Origin of the sequence: Streptomyces longisporus (assembly GCF_039532765.1) — a bacterium.
GTDB classification, from domain to species: Bacteria; Actinomycetota; Actinomycetes; order Streptomycetales; family Streptomycetaceae; genus Streptomyces; species Streptomyces longisporus.
In genome coordinates this window covers 151,462-172,887 of the sequence record NZ_BAAASG010000011.1, presented here as the reverse complement: position 1 = coordinate 172,887, position 21,426 = coordinate 151,462, and the positions used below count along the sequence as shown (strand labels likewise).

At 70.4% G+C, this 21,426-nt stretch carries 14 protein-coding genes; 13 read left to right on the top strand and 1 reads right to left on the bottom strand.

All coding sequences use genetic code 11. The features are described from left to right. Positions 1 to 40 precede the first annotated feature (40 nt). The 3 genes from ABD355_RS23220 (at position 41) to ABD355_RS23210 (ending at position 4,400) form a co-directional block, all read left to right on the top strand. Positions 41 to 1,549 carry a CYTH and CHAD domain-containing protein gene (locus ABD355_RS23220; protein ID WP_344402483.1) on the top strand — a complete coding sequence of 503 codons (1,509 nt, stop codon included), beginning with the start codon at positions 41 to 43 and terminating at the stop codon, positions 1,547 to 1,549. A 93-nt stretch (positions 1,550 to 1,642) separates the two neighbouring features. Then, a complete protein-coding gene (locus ABD355_RS23215; RefSeq protein WP_344402482.1) occupies positions 1,643 to 3,622 on the top strand; it encodes a TIGR03960 family B12-binding radical SAM protein in 1,980 nt (659 codons plus the stop codon). 1 nt (position 3,623) lies between these two features. After that, a complete protein-coding gene (locus tag ABD355_RS23210; protein WP_344402481.1) occupies positions 3,624 to 4,400 on the top strand; it encodes a glycosyltransferase family 2 protein in 777 nt (258 codons plus the stop codon). Here the strand turns inward: ABD355_RS23210 and ABD355_RS23205 are convergent. Further along, positions 4,373 to 5,068: a DUF899 domain-containing protein gene (locus ABD355_RS23205; RefSeq protein WP_344402480.1), complete on the bottom strand. Its 696-nt coding sequence runs from the start codon at positions 5,066 to 5,068 to the stop codon at positions 4,373 to 4,375. The two genes, ABD355_RS23210 and ABD355_RS23205, sit on opposite strands and share 28 nt — an antisense overlap. Positions 5,069 to 5,189: 121 nt before the next feature. Here ABD355_RS23205 and ABD355_RS23200 point away from each other — a divergent pair, with 121 nt between their 5' ends. From ABD355_RS23200 to ABD355_RS23155, 10 genes are all read left to right on the top strand, one after another. Further along, positions 5,190 to 6,269: a hypothetical protein gene (locus ABD355_RS23200; RefSeq protein WP_344402479.1), complete on the top strand. Its 1,080-nt coding sequence runs from the start codon at positions 5,190 to 5,192 to the stop codon at positions 6,267 to 6,269. 48 nt (positions 6,270 to 6,317) lie between these two features. Next, entirely contained in the window at positions 6,318 to 7,082 is a 765-nt protein-coding gene (locus ABD355_RS23195) for a TIGR03936 family radical SAM-associated protein (RefSeq protein ID WP_344402478.1), read from the top strand. Between the two features lie 263 nt (positions 7,083 to 7,345). Next, positions 7,346 to 11,116 (top strand): Rne/Rng family ribonuclease, encoded by a 3,771-nt coding sequence (locus ABD355_RS23190; RefSeq protein WP_344402477.1) that lies wholly within the window; start codon positions 7,346 to 7,348, stop codon positions 11,114 to 11,116. 235 nt (positions 11,117 to 11,351) lie between these two features. Further along, positions 11,352 to 11,672 (top strand): 50S ribosomal protein L21, encoded by a 321-nt coding sequence (rplU, locus tag ABD355_RS23185; RefSeq protein WP_003990208.1) that lies wholly within the window; start codon positions 11,352 to 11,354, stop codon positions 11,670 to 11,672. A gap of 14 nt (positions 11,673 to 11,686) precedes the next feature. Beyond that, on the top strand, positions 11,687 to 11,941 hold the full coding sequence (gene rpmA, locus ABD355_RS23180; protein WP_020940020.1) for a 50S ribosomal protein L27: 255 nt from the start codon (positions 11,687 to 11,689) through the stop codon (positions 11,939 to 11,941). 130 nt (positions 11,942 to 12,071) lie between these two features. Then, positions 12,072 to 13,514 (top strand): GTPase ObgE, encoded by a 1,443-nt coding sequence (obgE, locus tag ABD355_RS23175; protein ID WP_344402476.1) that lies wholly within the window; start codon positions 12,072 to 12,074, stop codon positions 13,512 to 13,514. 272 nt (positions 13,515 to 13,786) lie between these two features. Continuing rightward, a complete protein-coding gene (locus tag ABD355_RS23170; protein WP_344402475.1) occupies positions 13,787 to 15,268 on the top strand; it encodes a VCBS repeat-containing protein in 1,482 nt (493 codons plus the stop codon). 329 nt (positions 15,269 to 15,597) lie between these two features. Continuing rightward, positions 15,598 to 17,148, top strand: coding sequence for an alkaline phosphatase D family protein (locus tag ABD355_RS23165; protein ID WP_344402474.1), 1,551 nt, complete (start codon positions 15,598 to 15,600; stop codon positions 17,146 to 17,148). A 389-nt stretch (positions 17,149 to 17,537) separates the two neighbouring features. Then, on the top strand, positions 17,538 to 19,034 hold the full coding sequence (locus ABD355_RS23160; RefSeq protein WP_344402473.1) for a D-ribitol-5-phosphate cytidylyltransferase: 1,497 nt from the start codon (positions 17,538 to 17,540) through the stop codon (positions 19,032 to 19,034). A gap of 180 nt (positions 19,035 to 19,214) precedes the next feature. Then, complete coding sequence (locus ABD355_RS23155; RefSeq protein WP_344402472.1) at positions 19,215 to 21,323, top strand: hypothetical protein; 2,109 nt, start codon at positions 19,215 to 19,217, stop codon at positions 21,321 to 21,323. The last annotated feature ends 103 nt before the right edge of the window (positions 21,324 to 21,426 follow it).

Genomic DNA, 21,426 nt, shown 5'->3' with positions numbered 1-21,426 from the left:
CCCTCTGTCGTAGCAGTTCCGCAGCAACTAGATTCGGTTCATGGCGGACACAAAGCGGGAGATCGAGCGGAAGTACGAGTCCGACGACAGTGGCCTGCCCGACCTGACCGGCGTCGCCGGTGTCGACGCGGTCGTCGACAAGGGGGTCGCGCACCTGGACGCCACCTACTACGACACCTCCGACGAACGCCTCGCCGCGTCCGCGATCACCCTGCGCCGCCGCACCGGCGGCTCCGACGCGGGCTGGCATCTGAAGTTCCCGGTCGCCCCCGGCGTCCGCGACGAGATCCAGGCCCCGCTCTCCGACACCGTCCCGCGCAGCCTCGCCGGACTGGTCCGCTCGCGGGTGCGTGACGCCGAGCTGCTGCCCGTGGTCCGGCTGCGCTCCGACCGTGACCTCCGTGACCTGGTCGACGCCGGGGGCCGGGTGCTCGCCGAGGTCAGCGTGGACGCCGTACGTGCCGAACGGCTCACCGGCGACGGCGGCTCGGCCCAGTGGACGGAGCTGGAGGTGGAGCTCGCCGACGGCGGCGACCCCGCCTTCCTCGACAAGGTCGACAAGCGGCTGCGCAAGGCAGGCGTACGACCCTCCGCGTCGGCCTCCAAGCTGGCCCGGGCCCTTGCGGAGACCGCTCCGAAGAAGAAGCGCGGGACGAAGCGGCAGCAGGCGACACCGCCGGTGACGGCCGGCGACCATGTCCTCGCCTACGTCCGTGAGCAGCGGGACGCCATCGTCGAACTCGACCCCGCCGTACGGCAGGACGCTTTCGACTCCGTGCACCGCATGCGCGTCGCGACCCGTCGGATGCGCAGCGCCTTCCGCTCGTACGGCAAGGTCCTGGACCGCAGCGTCACCGACCCCATCGGCGGGGAACTGAAGTGGCTGGCCGGCGAGCTCGGCGTGGACCGGGACCGGGAGGTGCTGACCGAGCGCCTCGCGGCGGCCCTGGACGAACTGCCCAGGACGCTGCTCTCCGGCCCGATCCGCACCCGGCTGCGCACCTGGATGAACGCCCGCCGCGGCGGATCGCGCCGCCGTCTGACCGGCGTCCTGGACTCCCGGCGCTATCTGAAGCTGCTCGACAGCCTGGACGCGCTGGTCGCGGAGCCGCCGCTGCTGAAGGCGGCCGCCGGGAAGCCGGAGAAGGTGATCGCCAAGGCGGTACGGAAGGACTTCGGAAAGCTGTCCGGCCTGGTCGAGCAGGCCATCGCCCTGGAACCCGGCCACGACCGCGACCTCGCCCTGCACGAGGCCCGCAAGGAGGCCAAGCGGACGCGGTACGCGGCGGAGGCGGCCGCACCGGCCCTCGGCAGCCCGGCAACCGAGCTTTCCCGGTCGATGAAGTCCCTGCAGAACCTGCTCGGCGACCACCAGGACAGCTTCATGACCCGCCAGACCCTGCGCGAGCTGTCCGCCGTGGCCCATGCGGCGGGGGAGAGCTCGTTCACGTACGGAGTGCTCTACGGGCGCGAGGAGGCGCGGGCCACGGCCGTGGAACTGCAGTTGCCGGCGGTGTGGCAGGAGGTCAGGGACGGGATGCAGGTCTGAGCGGTCGGGGCGGGTGCATGGTCGCGTTAGGCTAGATGGTCACCCCTGTCAGTTCAGGTGGTCCCATCAGCCCATCCCACGAAGGTTCGCGAGATGTCTGCCGAAGTCGCTGCGGCCGCCGAGTCTGTGTTCCCGCAGCTCGAAGCTCTGCTCCCGCATGTGCAGAAGCCGATCCAGTACGTCGGCGGAGAGCTCAACTCCACGGTCAAGCCGTGGGAGTCCTGTGACGTCCGCTGGGCGCTCATGTACCCGGACGCCTACGAGGTCGGCCTGCCCAACCAGGGCGTCATGATCCTCTATGAGGTCCTGAACGAGCAGGAGGGCGTCCTCGCCGAGCGCACCTACAGCGTGTGGCCGGACCTGGAGGCCCTGATGCGGGAGCACGCGGTCCCGCAGTTCACGGTGGACAGCCACCGCCCGGTGAAGGCCTTCGACGTGTTCGGGCTGAGCTTCTCCACGGAGCTGGGCTACACCAACATGCTGACGGCACTGGACCTCGCCGGGATCCCCCTGGAGTCCAAGGACCGCACGCTCGACGACCCGATCGTCCTGGCCGGCGGCCACGCCGCCTTCAACCCCGAGCCGATCGCGGACTTCATCGACGCGGCGATCATCGGCGACGGCGAGCAGGCCGTACTGGACATGACGAAGATCATCCGCGACTGGAAGGCGGAGGGCCGCCCCGGCGGCCGCGAGGAGGTCCTGTTCCGTCTCGCGAAGACGGGCTCGGTCTACATCCCCGCGTTCTACGACGTGGAGTACCTCCCCGACGGCCGTATCGCCCGTGTCGTACCGAACAAGTCGGGCGTCCCGTGGCGCGTCTCCAAGCACACGGTCATGGACCTCGACGAGTGGCCCTACCCCAAGCAGCCCCTGGTCCCGCTCGCCGAGACGGTCCACGAGCGGATGTCGGTGGAGATCTTCCGAGGCTGCACGCGCGGCTGCCGCTTCTGCCAGGCCGGCATGATCACGCGCCCGGTCCGCGAGCGCTCCATCACGGGCATCGGCGACATGGTGGAGAAGGGCCTGAAGGCGACCGGCTTCGAGGAGGTCGGCCTGCTCTCCCTGTCCTCCGCGGACCACAGCGAGATCGGCGACATCGCCAAGGGCCTCGCGGACCGGTACGAGGAGGACAAGATCGGCCTGTCGCTCCCGTCGACCCGGGTGGACGCCTTCAACGTCGACCTGGCGAACGAGCTGACGCGCAACGGCCGCCGCTCCGGCCTCACCTTCGCCCCCGAGGGCGGCTCGGAGCGCATGCGCAAGGTCATCAACAAGATGGTCTCGGAAGAGGACCTGATCAGGACGGTCGCCACCGCCTACGGCAACGGCTGGCGCCAGGTGAAGCTGTACTTCATGTGCGGTCTGCCGACGGAGACGGACGAGGACGTCCTGCAGATCGCCGACATGGCGACCAAGGTGATCGCGAAGGGCCGGGAGGTCTCCGGCTCCAACGACATCCGCTGCACGGTCTCGATCGGCGGCTTCGTCCCCAAGCCCCACACCCCCTTCCAGTGGGCCCCGCAGCTCTCGGCGGAGGAGACGGACGCCCGCCTCGAAAAGCTCCGGGACAAGATCCGCGGCGACAAGAAGTACGGCCGCTCGATCGGCTTCCGCTACCACGACGGCAAGCCCGGCATCGTGGAAGGCCTCCTCTCCCGCGGCGACCGCCGCATCGGCGCCGTCATCCGCGCCGTCTACGAGGACGGCGGCCGCTTCGACGGCTGGCGCGAGCACTTTTCCTACGACCGCTGGATGAGCTGCGCCGACAAGGTGCTGCCCGCTTTCGGCGTGGACGTCGACTGGTACACGACACGCGAGAAGACGTACGAGGAGGTCCTGCCCTGGGACCACCTGGACTCGGGTCTCGACAAGGACTGGCTCTGGGAGGACTGGCAGGACGCCCTCGACGAGACGGAGGTCGAGGACTGCCGGTGGACGCCGTGCTTCGACTGCGGGGTGTGCCCGCAGATGGACACGCACATCCAGATCGGCCCGACGGGCAAGAAGCTGCTGCCGCTGACGGTCAAGAACGCAGGTCCCGCGCCCGCTTCGAGTGGTCACACGCACTGACGTGAACAGGGTCGTCTCCGTCGTCACGCCGGTGCACGGCGGCGCTGTCCGTTTCCTTCCCGAGGCCTACGCCTCCCTGCTCCGCCAGGATCTTCCCGGCGGATGGTCCTGGGAGTGGTGCGTGCAGGAGGACGGCAGCGACGTGGGCGCACAGGCGTGTCTGCCGGCCGACGATCCGCGGATCCGGATCTCGGCCTCTCGCGCCGGCGGGCCTCATGTGGCTCGGACCATGGCTTTCGCGCGCTCGACCGGTGCCTATGTGAAGACGCTGGACGCCGACGACCAGCTCACCGCCGGCACTCTCGCCCGGGACCTCGCCGTGCTGGAGGAGGACGCCTCGGTCGGTTGGACCACGTCGCGGGTCGTCGATCTCCTCGAGGACGGCAGCACCGTCTCGTTCGAATCGAGTGACCCGCGACCGGGCCGGCTCCCCCGGGGAAGCGCGTTCGGTTTCTGGGCCGAGCACCATCGGCCGCAGGTCCACCCCGCCACCCTGTGCGTCAGGCGCTCCCTGCTGGCGCTGCTGGGCGGCTGGATGGCCCTGCCGGCCTCGGGCGACACCGGGCTGCTGCTCGGTCTGGACGCCCTGGCGGACGGATGGTTCATCGGCGAGACCGGACTCGCCTACCGCAAGCACGGCGGCCAGATCACCGCCCACCCCGACCATCGCAGCGGAGCGGAATGGCAGGCCCGTATGTCCCTGATCCGTGAGCATGCGGAGGCGATCCGGGCGTGGGCCGGCACCGGGGATCAGCTGTCGCCGGAGCCCGGGCCGTAGAGCGCGGCGATGTCCTTGGACGTCGCCCACCGGCTGTAGGTGGGGGACTGGGGCCAGCCCTCGGGTGAGTCCTGCCATTCCTCCTGGCGGCCGTACGGGAGGAGATCGATCAGCGCGAAGCTGTGACTGATCTGCTCGGTGCCGCGGCCGTCGGTGTGCCAGGTGCGGTAGACGGTGTCGCCGTCGCGCAGGAAGACGTTGACCGCGAACCCGCCGCCGGGCGGTGCACCGACGTCGGACCCGAAGGGGCTGTTGGCGGTCGAGTACCAGGTCATACGGTTGCCGACGCGCCGCTTGTAGGCGAGTGCCTCCTCGATCGGCCCCTGGGTGACGACGACGAATCGCGCGTCGTAGTTGTCCAGGAACTCAAGGCGGGTGTACTGCGAGGTGAATCCCGTGCAGCCCGGGCACTGCCATTCCTGGCCCGCGGACCACATGTGGTTGTAGACGATCAGTTGCCTCCTGCCGTCGAAGACGTCCGCCAGCCGGACGGGGCCGTCCTCGCCGTCGAGGGTGTAGTCGGGCAGCTCGACCATCGGCAGCCGGCGGCGCTCGGCGGCGATGGCGTCGAGTTCCCGCGTCGCGGCCTTCTCCCGGGCCCGCAGTGTTGCGAGCCTTTGCTCCCATGTTGCGGCGTCGACGACGGGTGGCAGGGCTTGGTTGGTCATGGTCCCCTCACAGAGCTCGCGCGTGACTTTCGCTGGTGCAGGGGTGGACCGCGCGGGGCTCCGGAACTCATCGGTGTTCTGACGAGGGATCCGGACGGGCGGCCCCGGCGTCTGTGTGGGTATGGATCTGCAGAAGCCGCCCGCCGCACACCCCGCACAGCAGCCCGCGCGGCAGTCGCCCGAAGGGTGCCTCGTCGTGGCGATCCGGCTTCCCGTGCGGATCGTCGTGCTCGTGCTGGTGTTGCCGGTGCGGATGGTGTGGGATGCGCTCGTCGTCACCGGACGGTTTCTGAACGACACCGTGTTCCGGCCGGTGGGCCGTGCGCTGCTGTGGATGGCGCGGGCGGTGTTCGTGTGGCCCTTCGTGGGGCTGTGGCGGTATGTCCTCGTGCCGCTGGGCAGGGCCCTCGGGTGGCTCGGGAACGTGTTCCTCGTGGTGTCGCTGAAGTGGTTCCACCGCTCTGTGCTGACCCCGCTCGGACAGGCCCTGGTGTGGGTGTACACGCGCGTGCTCACGCCTGTCGGGCAGGGCGTGATGTGGGTGCTCAGGGGGATCGGGGCGGTGCTCGCCCTGCTCGGGACCGGTGTGTTCGCCGGTGTCGCGTGGCTGGTGCGGTGTCTCGTCGTCGTCCCCGCGGTATGGGTGTACGCGCGCGTGCTCGCGCCGGTCGGCCGGGCGGTGGCATGGCTCGCGGGCATGGTCGCCACCGGGGTCGGGATCGGGCTGTACTGGGTGGGTCGGGTGCTGTTCGTGCTGCCCGCGCTCGCTCTGTGGCGATGGGTGCTGGTGCCCGTCGGGCGGTTCCTGGCCGTCGTCGGGCGCGAGGTGGGGCAGGCGATCGGGCATGCCTGGCGGGTGGCCGGGCGGATCTCGCTCGCCGTGGGGCGGGCTCTGGCAACCCTCTTCCGGTGGATCTTCGTGGAGCCCGTGCGCTGGGTCTACCGGACCGTGCTCACCCCTGTCGGACATGTCGTACGGGATGCCGTGCTGCGGCCCGTCGCCGAGGCGGCGCGCAGTGTGGGGCGGGCCACCCGGCTGGCGCTCGCCTCCGCCCGGGAGTCCGCACGGCAGGCGCGCGCCGACTTCCGGCGGATGCTCTTCGGGGAGCCCGAGCGGAAGGAGGCCGTGGCCCGGCGGGAACCTACGGCCCGCGAGACACGTACTCTTGGTAGCAGTACGACCGCTCTCACGAAGGACTGAACGACACTGGGCAAGCGACAGCCCGAAGGCCCGCCGCCCGCACCCGCGGTGCAGCGCATCCGACTGCGCTACACCAAGCGCGGCCGCCTCCGGTTCACCAGCCACCGTGACTTCCAGCGCGCCTTCGAGCGTGCGCTGCGCCGCGCCGAGGTGCCCATGGCGTACTCGGCGGGGTTCACGCCGCATCCGAAGGTGTCGTACGCCAATGCCGCACCCACCGGCACGGGCAGTGAGGCCGAGTATCTGGAGATCGCCCTCACCGAGGCGCGGGACCCTCAGAAGCTGAGGCTGCTGCTCGACGAGTCGCTGCCCGCCGGGCTCGACGTCGTCGACGCGGTCGAGGCCCGGACCTCCGGACTCGCCGACCGGCTCACGGCTTCCGTGTGGGAGCTGCGGCTGGACGGCGTCGACCCGGCCGAGGCGGAGCGGGCCGTTTCGGCCTTCAACACCGCCGAGGCCGTAGAGGTCCAGCGCATGACCAAGAACGGCGTCCGGACTTTCGACGCACGCCCCGCGGTCGTACAACTTGAAACGCATAGTGATCCGGCTGATAGGCCGACCGACCAGCCCTGTGCGATACTGCGGCTGGTTGTTCGGCACGTGACGCCTGCCGTACGACCCGACGACGTCCTGTCCGGTCTCCGCGCCGTGGCCGACCTGGCGCCGCCGGTCCCCGCAGCGGTGACCAGGCTGGCGCAGGGGCTGTTCGATGAAGAGACCGGCACGGTGACCGACCCGCTCGCGCCCGACCGCGAGGCAGCGACGGCCCTACCCACGGCCGATTCCGCTGCCGCCGCGAAGGCGTCGGCGTAAGGAAGGTCCCGCGAAGGACGGACGTCGAAGCGCCGCCCTCGTACTCGGGAGCCACCTGGGTCGGGCAGCGCACCGACACAGAAGACTTTCGCCAGGCCGTATGCAATAGGTGTACGGAACCGGCGAGACAGGACACAGAGAGCTCCCGTGCGGCGCCCGCGCCCCGGACGGCGGCACCGCGCATCGCGCGAGCCGCGGACGTCACCGGCGATCAACGCCGGACCAGGCGCGGCGCCCGGGAGCCTGACGGGAGAAAAGCCCGCATGCTCGAACCGACCGAACCCACCGAGGGTTCCGAACTGAACACCCCCAGCGACACCTTGCCGCCGCGTCGTCGGCGCCGTGCCGCCTCGCGCCCGGCGGGTCCCCCCGCCGGGGCCGCCTCCGAAACCCCGGAGGAGATCGTCGCGCCGGCCATACCGGCCGACGGCGACAGCGAGAAGAAGCCCGACGAGGCCGAAGAAGCCGCCGAGGTCGAGGAGACCGAAGAGGTCGCCGAGGCGCCTTCGGTCGTCGAGGAGCCTGCGCCCGCCGCGCGTACGCGTCGTCGTGCGACCCGCCGGGTGTCCGCTCCTGCCGGGGCGCCCGCTGCCGCCGAGGCCGCCGAGACCGTGGTGCCCGCCGCCGCTCCGGTCGAGGAGCCGGCCGCTGCCGAAGCGGCCGCCGAGTCCGACGAGGACGCCGCTCCGCGCCGGACCCGCCGCCGTGCCACGCGCCGTGTGTCGGCGCCCGGCGAGGCACCCGTGAGCGTCGAGGCGACCACTGCCGAGGACGCCGAGGCGCCCGCCGTGGCCGAGGCGCCCGCCGCCGAGGCCGTCGAGCCGGCCGAGGACGCCGCCCCGCGCCGTACGCGTCGTCGTGCCACGCGCCGCGTGTCCACGCCGGTCGAGGAGACCGCCGGCGTCGAAGAAGCGCCCGCTGCCGAAGAGCCCGTCGCCGCTCCGGCCGCCGCCGAGCCGGCCGAGGAGGACGGCGCGCCGCGGCGTACCCGTCGCCGCACCGCCCGCAAGGCCGCCACCGGTTTCGCCGAGCCCGCGCAGAGTGCCGTCGAGGCCGCCGAGAGCGTCGAGGACGAGGGTCCGCGTCGTCCGGCCCGGCCCGCCGTCGCCGTGTTCCAGGCGCCCGTGTTCACCGAGCCGCAGTTCCAGACGCCGCAGCGGGCCGCCGCCGAAGCGGCCGCCGGGTCCGAGACCGCCGAGCCGGAGGAGCTCCCCGAGGAGCAGGCCGGGGCGCGGCGCCGCCGCCGTCGCCGCGGTGCCGCGTTCGGTGAGGAGGCCGAGCCGCAGGCCGTCGAGACCGCCGTGGAGGACGAGGCGGAGGAGGCCGAGGACTCCGCTGAGGACGGCGCCGAGGGCGACGAGTCGGAGGACACCGGTTCGCGCCGTCGCCGTCGCCGTGGCGGCCGTCGCCGCCGTCGTGGCGAGTCCGCCGAGTCCGCGGGTGACGACGAGTCGGAGGATGCCGACGAGCTTGCCGCCGTACAGGCCGCGCGGGCCGATGAGGACGCTGCGGACACCGCCGAGCAGGTCGAGGACGACGAGGAGGACGAGGCCGGCGAGAGCGGCGGCTCCAGTTCCAGCAGCCGCCGTCGCCGTCGCCGTCGTCGTCGTGCCGGTGACACCTCCGTGGACACCGAGCCCGGTGAGGGCGACCCCGAGCGCACCGTCGTCAAGGTCCGTGAGCCCCGCCCGAAGGCCGAGCCGTCCGACGAGGTGCAGTCCATCAAGGGCTCCACGCGTCTGGAGGCCAAGAAGCAGCGCCGCCGCGAAGGCCGTGAGCAGGGCCGCCGTCGCGTCCCGATCATCACCGAGGCCGAGTTCCTGGCCCGGCGCGAGGCGGTCGAGCGCGTGATGGTCGTGCGCCAGCACGGCGAGCGCACGCAGATCGGCGTGCTCGAGGACGGCGTGCTCGTCGAGCACTACGTCAACAAGGAGCAGGCCACCTCGTACGTCGGCAACGTCTACCTGGGCAAGGTCCAGAACGTGCTGCCCTCGATGGAGGCCGCCTTCATCGACATCGGCAAGGGCCGCAACGCCGTCCTGTACGCCGGCGAGGTCAACTTCGAGGCGCTCGGCATGGCCAACGGGCCGCGCCGCATCGAGTCCGCCCTGAAGTCCGGCCAGTCCGTGCTCGTGCAGGTCACCAAGGACCCGATCGGGCACAAGGGTGCCCGTCTGACCAGCCAGGTCTCCCTCCCGGGCCGCTACCTCGTGTACGTCCCCGAGGGCTCGATGACCGGCATCAGCCGCAAGCTGCCCGACACCGAGCGGGCCCGGCTGAAGACCATCCTCAAGAAGATCGTCCCCGAGGACGCGGGCGTCATCGTCCGCACGGCCGCGGAGGGCGCTTCGGAGGACGAGCTGCGCAGGGACGTCGAGCGGCTCCAGGCGCAGTGGGAGGACATCCAGAAGAAGTCGAAGAACGGCAACGCCCCGACGCTGCTGTACGGCGAGCCGGACATGACCGTCCGCGTGGTCCGCGACATCTTCAACGAGGACTTCACCAAGGTCGTCGTCAGCGGCGACGACGCATGGGAGACCGTCCACGGCTACGTCTCGCACGTCGCCCCCGACCTCGCCGACCGGCTGTCGAAGTGGACCAGTGAGGTCGACGTCTTCGCCACCTACCGGATCGACGAGCAGCTCGCCAAGGCCCTGGACCGCAAGGTCTGGCTGCCCAGCGGTGGTTCGCTGGTGATCGACCGGACCGAGGCGATGGTCGTCGTCGACGTCAACACCGGCAAGTTCACAGGCCAGGGCGGCAACCTGGAGGAGACGGTCACCAGGAACAACCTGGAGGCGGCCGAGGAGATCGTGCGCCAGCTGCGGCTGCGCGACCTCGGCGGCATCATCGTCATCGACTTCATCGACATGGTGCTGGAGTCCAACCGGGACCTGGTGCTGCGGCGCCTGCTGGAGTGCCTGGGCCGGGACCGTACGAAGCACCAGGTCGCCGAGGTCACCTCGCTGGGCCTGGTCCAGATGACCCGCAAGCGCGTCGGTCAGGGCCTGCTCGAGTCCTTCTCGGAGACCTGCGTCCACTGCAACGGCCGCGGTGTCATCGTGCACATGGAGCAGCCGACCTCCCCCGGTGGCGGCGGCAAGCGCAAGAAGCGCGGGCGCGGCGGCGACGGACAGGTGCACGAGCACGAGGCCGTGGCGGCCGTCGAGGCCCCGGAGGCCGTCGAGGAGACCGAGGACGAGGTCGCTGCCGAGGTAGCGGCACCCCTCGCGCTGTCCGAGCCCGCCTTCGCGCCGGACGAGGAGCTGTACAGCAGCGTCGCCGAGGCGGAGGCCGCGGTCGGCCGTGGCCGTACGCGGCGCCGGGCGAGCCGTCGGGCGTCCGCTCCGGCGGGTGCGCCCCGGCGTGAGGCACCGCGGTACGAGGAGGCCGAGGCGCCGACCGCTCAGGACGTGACGGTCGAGGCGGAGGTGGAGCGTCCGGTGCAGCCGGAGCCCGCCGCCGAGGCGCTGGCCGAGCCCGCCGCCGTGGAGGACGCCGTGGTTCCGGCCGCGGACGAGGCGGCGCCCAAGGGGCGTACGCGCCGTCGTGCGACCCGCAAGGTGTCCGCGCCGGCCGGGTCGCCCGCGGGGGCCGAGGCCGCCGTGGTGACGGTCGCCGAGACCGCGCCGGTCGCCGAGGCTGCACCGGCGGTGGCGGCGGAGGCCGTCGCGGAGCCCGAGGCACCTGCCGAGAGCGCCGCTCCGGCCCGCCCGCGGCGCCGTGCGGTGCGCAAGGAGGCCGCGCCGACCGCGTCCGAGGAGACGGCCGTCGTGGTCGTCCCGTCGGGTGCGGAGGAGCCGGCTGCCGCGGAGGAGAGCGTCGAGGAGGCGGCTCCGGCCAAGAAGACGGCCGCTCGCAAGACGGCCAAGAAGGCCACCGCGAAGAAGGCCGCCACCAAGAAGACCGCGGCCGCCAAGAAGACGGCGGCGAAGAAGGTCACGGCCAAGAAGGCGGCGAAGACCGCCAAGACGGCCGCGGCCAAGACGGCGGCGAAGAAGACCTCGGTCTCGGCCGCCGCCGACGAGAGCTGAGCAGCGCGCTGTGCGGCCGGTCCCTGTGACCGGCCGCACGCGTGCGAGGCCCGGCCCGGTTTGACCCCTCCGGCCACGGCCCCGTAACCTTGACCGTCGGCGTGTCCTTGGATATGGGCGCGCCACATCCCCGTAAACCTCATTCCTCCAGGGCACTGGGTGCTCCGGAGAGGCTGCCCGTGCCGGGTGGCTGGACTGCGGGGGTGCCGTTCCCGAGCGAGAGAGTGAGATCCGCGTGTACGCCATCGTGCGCAGCGGTGGTCGCCAGCACAAGGTTGCTGTCGGCGACATCGTTGAGGTTGACAAGATTTCCACCGCCAAGGTTGGCGACACGGTCGAGCTCTCGACCCTGCTCGTTGTCGACGGCGACGCTGTGACCAGCGACCCGTGGGTGCTGGCCGGCATCAAGGTCCAGGCCGAGGTCGTGGACCACCACAAGGGCCAGAAGATCGACATTCTGCGCTACAAGAACAAGACCGGCTACCGCCGTCGTCAGGGCCACCGCCAGCAGTACACGGCGATCAAGGTCACTGAGATCCCCACGGCTGCGAAGTAAGGGACTGAGGAGAGATGGCACACAAGAAGGGCGCATCGTCCACCCGGAACGGTCGCGACTCGAACGCCCAGCGGCTCGGCGTGAAGCGCTTCGGCGGTCAGGTCGTCAACGCGGGTGAGATCCTGGTCCGCCAGCGCGGCACGCACTTCCACCCCGGCGCGGGCGTCGGCCGTGGCGGCGACGACACGCTGTTCGCGCTGCAGCCCGGTGCGGTGGAGTTCGGTACCCACCGTGGCCGCAAGGTCGTGAACATCGTTCCGGTCGCCTGAGTCGGTTTCCTGACTCGGGGCTGAAGCCCGAACGCTTCGCGAGGCGGACCTCACTTCCCCTGTGGGAAGGCGGGTCCGCCTTTCGCGTGTTGACATGAGTAACACCCGTACGTAACTGGAGGCACCCACCATGACCACCTTCGTGGACCGCGTCGAACTGCATGTCGCCGCGGGTAACGGAGGTCACGGCTGTGCCTCCGTCCACCGTGAGAAGTTCAAGCCGCTCGGCGGACCCGACGGCGGCAACGGCGGGCGCGGTGGAGATGTCATCCTCACCGTCGACCAGTCGGTGACCACGCTTCTCGACTATCACCACTCCCCGCACCGCAAGGCCACCAACGGCAAGCCCGGCGAGGGCGGCAACCGCTCGGGCAAGGACGGCCAGGACCTCGTGCTGCCCGTGCCGGACGGCACCGTCGTCCTCGACAAGGCCGGCAATGTGCTCGCCGACCTGGTCGGACACGGCACCTCGTACGTCGCCGCGCAGGGCGGCCGCGGCGGGCTCGGCAACGCGGCGCTCGCCTCGGCGCGCCGCAAGGCGCCCGGATTCGCGCTGCTCGGTGTGCCCGGCGATCTGCAGGACATCGTCCTGGAGCTGAAGACGGTCGCGGACGTGGCGCTGGTGGGCTACCCGAGCGCCGGCAAGTCCTCGCTCATCTCGGTGCTGTCGGCCGCCAAGCCGAAGATCGCCGACTACCCCTTCACCACCCTCGTCCCCAACCTGGGTGTCGTGACGGCCGGTTCCACCGTGTACACCATCGCGGACGTGCCGGGGCTGATCCCCGGTGCCAGCCAGGGCAAGGGGCTGGGGCTGGAGTTCCTGCGGCACGTCGAGCGGTGCAGTGTGCTGGTGCATGTGCTGGACACGGCGACGCTGGAGTCGGAGCGTGACCCCGTCTCCGACCTCGATGTCATCGAGGAGGAGCTGAAGCAGTACGGCGGGCTCGACCGGCGGCCGCGGATCGTCGTACTGAACAAGATCGACGTACCGGACGGCAAGGACCTCGCCGAGATGGTGCGGCCGGATCTGGAGGCGCGCGGATACCGGGTCTTCGAGGTGTCGGCCGTGGCCCATCTCGGCCTGAAGGAACTGTCGTTCGCGCTCGCCGACCTGGTGGCGAAGGCGCGCGCCGCGAAGCCGAAGGAGGAGGCGACGCGGATCGTCATCCGGCCCAAGGCCGTCGACGACGCGGGCTTCACGGTGACGCGCGAGGACGACGGGCTGTTCCGGGTGCGGGGCGAGAAGCCCGAGCGCTGGGTGCGGCAGACCGACTTCAACAACGACGAGGCCGTCGGGTATCTCGCGGACCGCCTCAACCGCCTCGGTGTGGAAGAGGAGTTGATGAAGGCGGGCGCCCGGTCGGGCGACGGTGTCGCCATCGGACCCGAGGAGAACGCCGTCGTCTTCGACTGGGAGCCGTCGGTGATGGCCGGGGCGGAGATGCTGGGCCGTCGCGGTGAGGACCACCGGTTCGAGGCGCCCAGGCCTGCGGCACAGCGGCGCCGGGACCGGGAGGCCGAGCGGGACGAGGCCCTGCGGGAGTTCGGCGGGTTCGAACCGTTCGGTGAGTAGGCGCGCGGCGGGTCAGTTCGGGTCGCTGGGGGGTTGCCGCCCCCCAGACCCCCGCTTTCGGCCTGAACGGCCTCGTCCTCAAACGCCGGACGGGCTGAGATGGCCGGACCGGCGCTGAGACGAGCCGGACGGGCTGAGATGGTTAACGGCGGGAGAAATTGCTGGGTATCCCAGGGCAACCCCCTCGGCTCACCGGGAGTCGTACTGGGCAGCGCGGATGAGGATCTTGAGCCTCTCCGTGGTCAACTGTCCTTCAGATTCCCGGAGTCGACGTGTCCGAGTCCGTTGTTGTGCCCAGAACGCGGCGTGCCGTCGCGGTCGCGATCGCTCTGCTTGCCGCGACCGGTGTGGTCTCACCGCTCGCCCATGCACAGCCCGCCGCGGTGAAGAGTGTCCGGCAGGACTTCAACGGTGACGGGTACGAGGACCTCGCCACCGGGGCGCCGGGCGCCACGGTCGGCGGTAAGCAGGCCGCCGGTTATGTCGCCGTCGTGTACGGGTCGGCTCATGGGCTGAACCTCGCGAGCAAGCAGGTCTTCACCCAGGCGACGCCGGGTGTCCCCGGTACCCCCGAGGCAGGTGACGACTTCGGTGCGCATCTCGCCGCCGGTGACCTGGACGGCGACGGCTACACCGATCTCGTGGTCCCGGCGGCGGGGGAGCGGTGGACGCAGGGCGGGGTGGCCCGGCACGGCAGTGTGACCGTGCTGTGGGGCGGGAAGAGCGGGCTTTCCGGCGGGACGATTCTGCCGGGCGCGCTCACCGACGGTTCCGCGCGGGTCGTCGCCGGTGACTTCGACGGGGACGGGCACGCCGACCTGGCGGGGCCCTCGTCGCTGGAGTCGGGCCCGTTCAGCCGTACCGGAGTGCCCGCCCGCAGTCAGGACATCTCGTTCACCGACGCCGATGTGCAGGTGCTGGACGTGGCGAGCGGGGACGTCGACGGGGACGGCATCGGCGACGTGGTCGTGCTGACCGGACCGTACGACTTCGACGACCCGGGCGACCAGAACGTCGGGCACACCCTCCTCTACCTGCACGGCACCCGGAACGGTCTGGCCTCGCCGGTGCATCTGAAGGACGGCGAGGGGCGGGAGATCGAGGGCGGCGAGAGCATCGCGCTCGGTGACGTCAACGGCGACGGGCGGGACGATCTCGTCTTCGGCCGGCCCCGGGTCGCGTACTCCGGCGAGGGCACGCCCGACCCGAGCGAGTACGGCGAGCGGATCGGCATCGTGCTCGGTACGGCGCAGGGGCCGCAGACCGCCGACCCGCGCACGATCGACCAGGACACGCCCGGCGTGCCGGGGGCCACGGAGTCCGGCGATCTCTTCGGCACGGACGTCGCCGTCGGTGACGTGAACGGTGACGGTTACGCCGACATCGCGGTCGGCATTCCCGGTGAGGACTTCTCCGGTGTGACCGATGCGGGGACGGTCGCCGTCGTTCCCGGCAGCGCGTCCGGGCCCACCGGCGCCGGTACGAAGGTGTTCAGCCAGAACACGGCGGGCGTCCCGGGCACCGCCGAGCGCGCCGACCACTTCGGCGGGGCGGTCACCCTCCTCGACGGAGACAAGGACGGCCGTGCGGATCTTGTCGTCGGCGCGCCCGGTGAGAACTCGAATGCCGGTTCGGTATGGGGATTCCGTTCCACTGCCTCCGGGGTCACCACTACCGGCTCCATCTCCTTCGGCGCCAAGGCTCTCGGTACGGACCCCGAACTCGCCCGGCTCGGGAGTGAGTTCACCCGCTGAGTTCACGAGCTGAGTTCACGAGCTGAGTTCACGCGCCGAGCCTTACGCGGGTTCACCGGGCGAAAACGTCTTCGACGGCGCCGTCCCGGTCGCGGCCGACGCTGAACTCGGCTTGAACTTCGCTCACTGAACAACCCCCTGCCCGGTGTCAATTGACGGCATGTAGGGCCCGTTGCGGCAAAATCACGTTGTCGTGTTGTTCCCGTGTCGCAACGGGCCTTCTGTTGTCTGCCCATTTGTCATGCACGCGAAGGCCTCCGTTCAGCGGGTGGACCGCCCGGCTGCGTGAGCTTTCACGTGTCCAGGCTTGCGAGACAGGGGAGTTCGCGATGACCGGAGCAATCTCGCCCGACCGACGCCGCTTTCTGACCGCCGGTGCCGCCGTCCTCGGCGCCGCCGCGTCCGCCCAGCTCTGGCTGCCGGGCACGGCCCGCGCGGCCGAAGCCACCCTGCCCGACGGCGCGTTCAGCCTCGGCATCGCCTCCGGCGACCCGCTGCACGACGGGATCGTGCTGTGGACCCGGCTCGCCCCCGACCCCCTGAACGGCGGAGGCATGCCCGACACCGTGGTCCCGGTGGAGTGGGAGCTCGCGGAGGACGACCGGTTCAGAAAGCCCGTGCGCCGGGGTGTCGCCCAGGCCCGGCCCGAGTACGGGCACAGCGTTCACGTGGACGTACGGGGCCTGCGCCCGGACCGCTCGTACTGGTACCGCTTCCGCGCCAGCGGCCAGATCTCGCCCACCGGCCGCACCCGCACCGCCCCGCACCCGCACAGCAGGGGCGGCTCGCTGCGCGTCGCGCTCGCCTCCTGCCAGAACTGGCAGCACGGCTACTTCACGCCGTACGCCGACATGCTCGACCAGGACCCCGACTTCGTCCTCTTCGTCGGCGACTACATCTACGAGTCCACGCCGTCGGCCACGGCCGTGCGCAGGCACGAGGGCACGGGGGAGCCGTACACCCTGGAGCAGTACCGCAACCGGTACGCGCAGTACAAGACCGACCCCGATCTCGCGGCGGTGCACGCGAGCACGCCCTGGGTGGTCACCTTCGACGACCACGAGGTCGACAACGACTGGGCCGGCGAGATCCCGCAGGACCCCGACAAGCAGCCGCACGACGCGTTCGTGGCCCGGCTGACGGCGGCCTTCCAGGCGTACTACGAGCACATGCCGGTCCGCGCCTCGGCGATCCCGAACGGCCCGCACATCCAGATGTACCGGCGGCTGGAGTTCGGCCGCCTCGTCCGCCTGAACGTCCTGGACACCCGGCAGTTCCGCAGCGACCAGGTGACCAGCCAGGCGGCCGCCGAGAACCCCTCGCTCACCATGCTCGGCGCCGAGCAGAAGAAGTGGCTCCTGGACGGGCTGCAGGACTCCCCGGCGCGCTGGAACCTGATCGCCTCGCAGATCATGATGGCCGAGACCGATCTGCAGATCGGCGAGGGCAAGCTCTGGTACTACGACGCCTGGGACGGCTACCAGGTGGAACGCAACGCCCTGCTGGAGGACCTCGCCGACATCCGCAACCCGGTGGTGCTCAGCGGCGACCGCCACTTCACGATGATCAGCGACCTCAAGACCGACTACGACGACCCGGACTCCGAGGTCGTCGGCGCCGAGTTCGTCGGGACGTCCATCTCCAGCAACGGCGACCAGGACCAGGCCGCCTTCCATGCCGAGTGGGACCGGCGGATGCCGGACAACCCGCACTGGAAGCTGATCGACGCCCACCGCGGCTACCACCTCTTCGACATCGACCGCGACGGCATCGACGCGCAGGTGAGGGTGGTGGACACGGTCCGTCGGCCGACCGCCGCGCCGAGCACGCTGGCGCGGCTGCGGGTGGAATCGGGCGAACCCGGCGTGCGGCTGGTCTGACCGTCCGCGCAAACTGTCGCTGCGGGATCCCCATAGGGAATTCCGGGGCAATGGACTGCTTGTCCAGCTGTATTCCAGGCTCGTTCATAACGGCGCGGCCACCGCAGTGGGCCGCCGAGGCCGCCCCCTGGACCGCCGCCGAGATGATTGACCGCATCGCCCATACGGGCGTATGGCCCCTCGGCGATCCGGCGCTGCCGTGCGCCGTCCCTGTGCAGTTACTCACAGCAATTCCGGCGCAGCCGACGGAGGTGGTCCCACGGTCACCAGCAGTGCCAGGTGAATGACAGATGGCGCGCACATATGCAGCGAACAGCGCTCACCTTGCACAGCGGTAACCGCAAGTGGGACCATTTCCGCGTTCCCTGTCGCCCCAAGGTAGGTCCTCTGTGTCCCAGCACATAGCCAAGCCCCGTACCACCGCAGTGATCCTGGCCGGTGGTACCGGCCAGCGTGTGGGTCTTTCGATCCCCAAGCAGCTGCTGAAGATCGCCGGCAAGGCAGTCATCGAGCACACCCTGACCACCTTCGAGAAGGCCGACTCGATCGACGACGTCATCGTGCTGATGGCGCCGGGATACGTGCCCGACATCGAGAAGATCGTCGCCAAGGCCGGGTTCAAGAAGGTCAAGAAGATCATCGAGGGCGGCTCGACCCGGAACGAGACCACCGAGCGCGCCATCGAGGCCCTCGGCGAGGGCCTGGCCGAGGGCGAGGACCTCAACGTCCTGTTCCACGATGCCGTACGCCCGCTGCTCGCGCAGCGCGTGATCGACGACTGCGTGGCCGCCCTCGAGCGCTACCAGGCCGTCGACGTCGCCATCCCGTCCGCGGACACCATCATCGTCACGCGCACGCACGGCGAGGACGGCGAGTTCATCACCGAGATCCCGGACCGCTCCCGGCTGCGCCGCGGCCAGACCCCGCAGGCCTTCAAGCTGTCCACCATCCGCAGGGCGTACGAGGTCGCGGCGGGCGACCCCAACTTCCAGGCCACGGACGACTGCTCCGTCGTACTGAAGTACCTGCCGGACGTGCCGATCCACGTCGTCGCGGGCGACGAGTACAACATGAAGGTCACCCAGCCGGTCGACGTCTTCATCGCCGACAAGCTGTTCCAGCTCGCCTCCACGGCCGCGCCCGAGCAGGTGAGCGAGCAGGCCTACCGCGAGCTGCTCACCGGCAAGACCGTCGTGATCTTCGGCGGCTCGTACGGCATCGGCAAGGACATCGCCGAACTCGCCGAGTCCTACGGCTCCAAGGTGTACGCGCTCGGCCGCTCCACCACCGGTACGCACGTGGAGAACCCCGAGGAGGTCGACGACGCGCTGTCCAAGGCGTACGCGGAGACCGGCCGCATCGACTACGTCGTCAACACCGCGGGCGTGCTGCGCATCGGCAAGCTGGCCGAGACCGACAACGCGACCATCGAGGAAGCGCTGAAGGTCAACTACCTGGCCCCGGTGCAGATCGCTCGTTCCGCGTACAAGTACCTGGCGGAGACCAAGGGCCAGCTGCTGCTGTACACCTCCAGCAGCTACACCCGCGGCCGCGCGGAGTACAGCCTCTACTCCTCGACCAAGGCCGCCATGGTGAACCTCACCCAGGCCCTGTCCGACGAGTGGGCCGGCGACGGTATCCGTGTCAACTGCATCAACCCGGAGCGCACCGCTACGCCCATGCGTACCAAGGCCTTCGGCCAGGAGCCCGCGGGTTCCCTGCTCTCCTCCGAGGCCGTGGCCCGCACCTCGCTGGACGTGCTGCTGTCCGAGCTGACCGGCCATGTCATCGACGTCCGCCAGCAGGACCCGACGGCGGGCGCGGCGAAGGCCTCCGGCTTCGAGCAGGCGCTGGCCTCGGTCCTGGACCGACAGGACGGCATGTAATAATCGACGGGAATTAGTCTTCCGTTATTCAGGCCTCTGCTTTCCGGTGTCAATGCAGTGTATTGACCGGGTGTTCGCAGGGGCCTGAATCCGTACACCCGACGAATTCCCATAGAATTGCCACAAATCCTGCGCACTTCAGAACAAAACCGGCACTCCCCCTCCCAGAGCAGGTTCTCCGTGATATCCACCGCTATTCGCGTCGCCCGGGTGGGCAGCGCGGCCGAACTGGCCGCGGCGATCCTCATGATGCTGGGCTTCCCGGCGATCATGGTGGCCGCGCTCGTCCCGAGCGTCTACGCCTTCGCCGCAGCGGCCGCCGTGACGTACCTGGCCGACCACTACCTGCACCGGAAGGGCAGTTATCTGGTCAACCGGCTGAGCAAGGTCAGAGCCGGTCTCTCGATCCGCTTCCTGATCCGAGAGCTTTTGCTGATCCTGCTGCTGGCCCGGCTGGACCTCGCGAACAACCTGATCTACTACGGCGCGATCGGCTGTTTCATCGCGTTCTACGGCCTCCAGGCCCCGCACGGCGCCGTGGTCACGCTGATCCGCAACCGGCGCCGGTTGCCGGTCGCCACCCGCAACGTCGACCTGAAGTCGCGGATCAACATCCCGGACGCGCCGCGGCTGGGGCTGCTCGACCGGTCGGCCGAGAAGATGCTCCACCTCGACCTCGCGGCCGTCGTCGGCATCCTGATCTCCGCCGTGGCGGGTTCGTCCGTGGCCGGCTTCGTCGGCATCGGCATCACCCTCGGCCTGGGCAGCCTGTACGTCCTCGCGCTGGTGCCGTACGTCCGTGGCCGCAAGATCCCGCCCAACGCCGACAAGGTCCTCGAGGCCGTCGACGACTGGCTGCACGAGTACAAGCCGCAGACGGTGCTGTACTTCTCCGGCTCCAAGGACTCCGCCTACCAGGTCAACATGTGGCTGGAGACCATGGAGCAGCTGGACTCCCGGCCGCTGATCATCCTGCGCGAGCGGATCATCCTGCAGAACCTGGCGCCCACCACGGTCCCCGTCATCTGCGTGCCCGGAGGGGTGCACCTGATGAACATGGACCTGTCCACGGTGCGGGTCGCGCTGTACGCCGCGAACGTGGGCAAGAACATCCACCTGCTGCGCGTGCCCACCATGAAGCACGTCTTCATCGGCCACGGCGACAGCGACAAGCTGGCCAGCGTCAACCCGTTCAGCAAGGCGTACGACGAGGTGTGGACCGCGGGCCGCGCGGGCCGCGACCGCTACGCCATCGCCGACGTCGGCGTCCGCGACGAGGACATCGTGGAGGTCGGCCGCCCGCAGCTGGCGCCCATCCAGGCCTGGGAGGGTGCGCCGGAGGGGCCCCGCGGCGGAGCCGCTGACGGGCGCTGTCCGACCGTGCTCTACGCCCCCACCTGGGAGGGCTGGGACGGCGACCCGGGCAACACCTCGATCATGCTCGCCGGCGAGAACATCGTGAAGAAGCTGGTCAAGGCCGACCCGCCGGTGCGTGTCCTGTACAAGCCGCACCCCTTCACGGGCACGGTCCTGCCCAAGGCCGCCGCCGCCCACCGGCGCATCGTCGCCCTGGTCGAGGCGGCCGCCGCCGAGCGCGCCGCCGACTCCCGCTTCACCTCCGACCCGGCCGAGCAGGAGAAGGCGAAGGCGGACCTCGTCCGCATCGAGGCCCGGATCGCCGAACTGGTCGGCACCGGAGGCGAGAGGGCCGACGAGGCCGAGGCCACCCGTGACGGTGTGGTCGACGTCGCCAGGTACGAGGAGGTCGCCCGGCTGCGCGGCGAGTGGAACGAGGCCTACTGGCGCTCCTTCCCGGCGTGGGAGCACCGCGTCATCGAGGGCGCCGAGCCGCGCCTGTACGACTGCTTCAACGTCTCCGACGCGATGGTCTCCGACATCTCCAGCGTGGTCTCCGACTTCATCGCGAGCGGCAAGCCGTACGCGGTCACGGACTCCGCCGGGCTGGGCGTCGAGGAGTTCAAGCGGCAGAACACCGCCGTGCGCGCCGCGGTGATCCTCTCCACCAGCGCCAAGGAACTGGGCACACTGCTGGACGCGGTCCGCGACCCGGCCGCCGACGCACTGGCCAAGGACCGCAAGGAGCTGAAGAAGTACCTGCTCGGCCCGGACGACCCGACGTCCATCCAGCAGTTCAACACCGCGGTGGCGAACCTGGCGCTCAAGGCCGACAGCCGCAACCGCGGCCAGGAGTCCCGGGCCGCGGCGGCCGGTACCCCCGGCGCGGACGAGCTGTCGGACGCACTGTCGGCGCAGCCGCCCACCGCGTGAAAGGGCCGCCGCTCACGGTGTGAAACCAGTGAGAAGGGCCCGGTTTTCGAGGAGTGATCCTCGAAAACCGGGCCCTTCTTCGTATGTTCATGTGTCCGTATCT

What these genes read in the sequence shown, in the direction of transcription:
- rpmA (WP_020940020.1), top strand. Translation starts at nt 11,687, where the DNA reads ATGGCACACAAGAAGGGCGCATCGTCCACCCGGAACGGTCGCGACTCG.
- ABD355_RS23215 (WP_344402482.1), top strand. Translation starts at nt 1,643, where the DNA reads ATGTCTGCCGAAGTCGCTGCGGCCGCCGAGTCTGTGTTCCCGCAGCTC.
- ABD355_RS23200 (WP_344402479.1), top strand. Translation starts at nt 5,190, where the DNA reads ATGGATCTGCAGAAGCCGCCCGCCGCACACCCCGCACAGCAGCCCGCG.
- ABD355_RS23165 (WP_344402474.1), top strand. Translation starts at nt 15,598, where the DNA reads ATGACCGGAGCAATCTCGCCCGACCGACGCCGCTTTCTGACCGCCGGT.
- obgE (WP_344402476.1), top strand. Translation starts at nt 12,072, where the DNA reads ATGACCACCTTCGTGGACCGCGTCGAACTGCATGTCGCCGCGGGTAAC.
- ABD355_RS23205 (WP_344402480.1), bottom strand. Translation starts at nt 5,068, where the DNA reads ATGACCAACCAAGCCCTGCCACCCGTCGTCGACGCCGCAACATGGGAG.
- ABD355_RS23220 (WP_344402483.1), top strand. Translation starts at nt 41, where the DNA reads ATGGCGGACACAAAGCGGGAGATCGAGCGGAAGTACGAGTCCGACGAC.
- ABD355_RS23190 (WP_344402477.1), top strand. Translation starts at nt 7,346, where the DNA reads ATGCTCGAACCGACCGAACCCACCGAGGGTTCCGAACTGAACACCCCC.